The organism is Desulfurellaceae bacterium (genome assembly GCA_021296095.1).
GTDB lineage: Bacteria > Desulfobacterota > Binatia > Bin18 > Bin18 > JAAXHF01.
In genome coordinates, this window is record JAGWBB010000106.1 from 14883 (window position 1) to 17057 (window position 2175).

Genomic DNA, 2175 nt, shown 5'->3' on the forward strand with positions numbered 1-2175 from the left:
TGGGGCCAGGAATACTTCTCCTACCACGGCCAGGTGTTCAAGTATGACCAGGTCCGGGTGACGCCCAAGCCCCTGCAAGAGCCGTACCCCGAGCTGTGGCTGGGCGGCATGTTCCCCTATACCACCCGACGCGCCGGGCGGAGCGGCGACGCCTGGTGTTCGGACCCCTTTCCGATTGAGAAGGAAACCTGGAAGAGTCGGGTCGGCATGTATCGGGAGGCGGCGGATAAGGCCGGCAACCGCGCCCAGGTCGTCTTGATGCGCGACGGCTGGGTCGCCTCAAGCCGGGCCGAGGCGGAAAAAACCTTTGGCCGGATTTACGTCGATGAGACCCTCTTTTACTTTCGCCACGGCATTCTCAACCACCACCCGGACTTTCGGTCCGAGTCCGATTTCACCGTTGACGCCTGCTTTCAGCACGCCGTCGCCGGAACGCCTCAAGACTGTATTGAGCAGCTCGAACGCTACCGGCAGGAGTACGACGTTGATTATGTGATCATGCGTTTTCGGCTGCCGGGGGTGCTGGACTGCCTGCGGCTGTTCGGCCAAGAGGTGTTGCCCAAGTTTCAGGGCTAAGCCATACGCTTCAGGAGCTTGACATCCGGCATGAAAATTTAGCCACGAATCCAGTCTTCGATAAGAAGTCCCTCGATACGATGGTAGTGACGAACATTCCCTGTCACCAAAATCGCCCCACGGGCAAGACAGATTGAACCGATGAAGAGGTCGGCGTCGGTCAGTCCTTGACCGGCTCGCTCCAAGGCCGCTTTGACTCGTCCGAAGTGACGGACGCTTTGTTCGTCAAACCCAAAGACCGGGAGCGTTCCCAGGAAGGCCCGTACTCCTTCGGCCTTGGACTGTGGATGACGCGATTTGGCCGCCCCATAATACAGTTCAGCTGCGGTGATCCACGTTGTCGCTACGTGATCAAGAGTGTTCCGGCGACGGGTAAGAACGCGGACATTGGCTCTGAGGATCTCAATACAGACATCCGTATCGAGAATTCTCACAGATCAGCCTTCCGCCCTGTCGAACGGGCAGCGTATATCCGCGCGACCTCTTCTTCGGCGTCTTCAGTGCCCCATTTGTCTCCGAGTGTTTCCCAGACCCTGAGTTGGGCTTCGATCTCGTCGCGTAGGTGACGAACAGTGTCATGCCGTCCTCCAGCGACAGCATTTTCCAAGAGACACAGGATCTGCTGATTGAGGCTACGGTGCCCCTGTGTCGCTTGTTGGCGCAGACGACCTAGCAAGTCGTCGGGAACATCTTTTATCGTCAAGGAAGCCATCCTAGTCCATCCTCAAAAAAGTGCGTTGACGTGTCATACGTCTTATTCGGCTGAACCGCGTCAAAAGCGGGCGATGACCTGCTGACTGAACTCGGTCACAAACTCGGTGTAGCCATTTGTCGGCGGGATAAAGGCGACCCAAGGCTGTGCAGTCGCTCAAGGAGAGCCTCGGGCGTGGCGGTCATGGTCGCCGCCCGGATCAGCTCCGGCGTGACAAAGCGCTCTTCTTCGGGCTGGACGTACAGACAGTGACCGTCGTGCAGGTCGAGATGGTAGGTATCACTGGCGGCAACGCGCCTGTCGGTAAACGCCTTGTACTCGGCAAACAGCGGCCGAAGCGGCTCCGGCGCTGCGACTGGGTCTTTGACCGTCTCATACAGGGAATGCAGGGCGACCGTGGTCCATGCCCCGACCGCGGCTTTGACCCGAGGGGCCTCCAAGCCTTCTCCCGGCCTGAGCAGGCAGGTGGCGGTAATGAGCGCCGAGTACAGGTCGGCCGGATCTTTTCCGGCCCGCCGCGCGCCACGGCTGACGTACTGCCAGGCGTCGCGCCAGCCCTGGGCCGTATTCGTCCGCGAGGTCAGGAAGCCGTCGCCGACTTCGCCGGCCAGGGTCATCGCCCTGGGCGCGTTGGCCGCAACATAGATCGGCACCTCGGCCCGGGTATTCATGAACTCCATGTCCTGATGAAAAAAACGCACGGCCCGCTCGGCCTCGCCCTCCCGGTAGGTGACCTGCCGGCCTCGGAGGAGTTGGCGGACGACCTGGACGTGGTCGCGGAGTTCGGCCAGCGAACACGGCGGGAACCCCATCGCCCGCCTGGCGCTGTTACCGGTGCCGATGCCCATGCTGACCCGGCCCGGCGCCATCTGGTTGAGGGTTGCCAC

Annotated in this window: 4 protein-coding genes; 1 reads left to right on the forward strand and 3 read right to left on the reverse strand. The window is 61.0% G+C overall.

From position 1 onward, the window contains the following. Window positions 1-576: LLM class flavin-dependent oxidoreductase (locus J4F42_19460; protein ID MCE2487696.1), on the forward strand; the 576-nt coding region annotated here is incomplete at its 5' end. 38 nt (window positions 577-614) lie between these two features. On the opposite strand, the gene J4F42_19465 is transcribed toward J4F42_19460, so the two are convergent. From J4F42_19465 to J4F42_19475, 3 genes are all read right to left on the reverse strand, one after another. Then, a complete protein-coding gene (locus tag J4F42_19465; protein ID MCE2487697.1) occupies window positions 615-1010 on the reverse strand; it encodes a PIN domain-containing protein in 396 nt (131 codons plus the stop codon). Next, the gene (locus J4F42_19470) at window positions 1007-1279 is read right to left on the reverse strand and encodes a hypothetical protein (protein ID MCE2487698.1); all 273 of its coding nucleotides are present in this window, start codon (window positions 1277-1279) and stop codon (window positions 1007-1009) included. Before J4F42_19470 ends, J4F42_19465 begins: the two co-directional genes overlap by 4 nt. Window positions 1280-1383: 104 nt before the next feature. Further along, window positions 1384-2175, reverse strand: a 792-nt coding sequence (locus tag J4F42_19475; protein MCE2487699.1) for an LLM class flavin-dependent oxidoreductase, incomplete at its 5' end; no start/stop codon positions are given.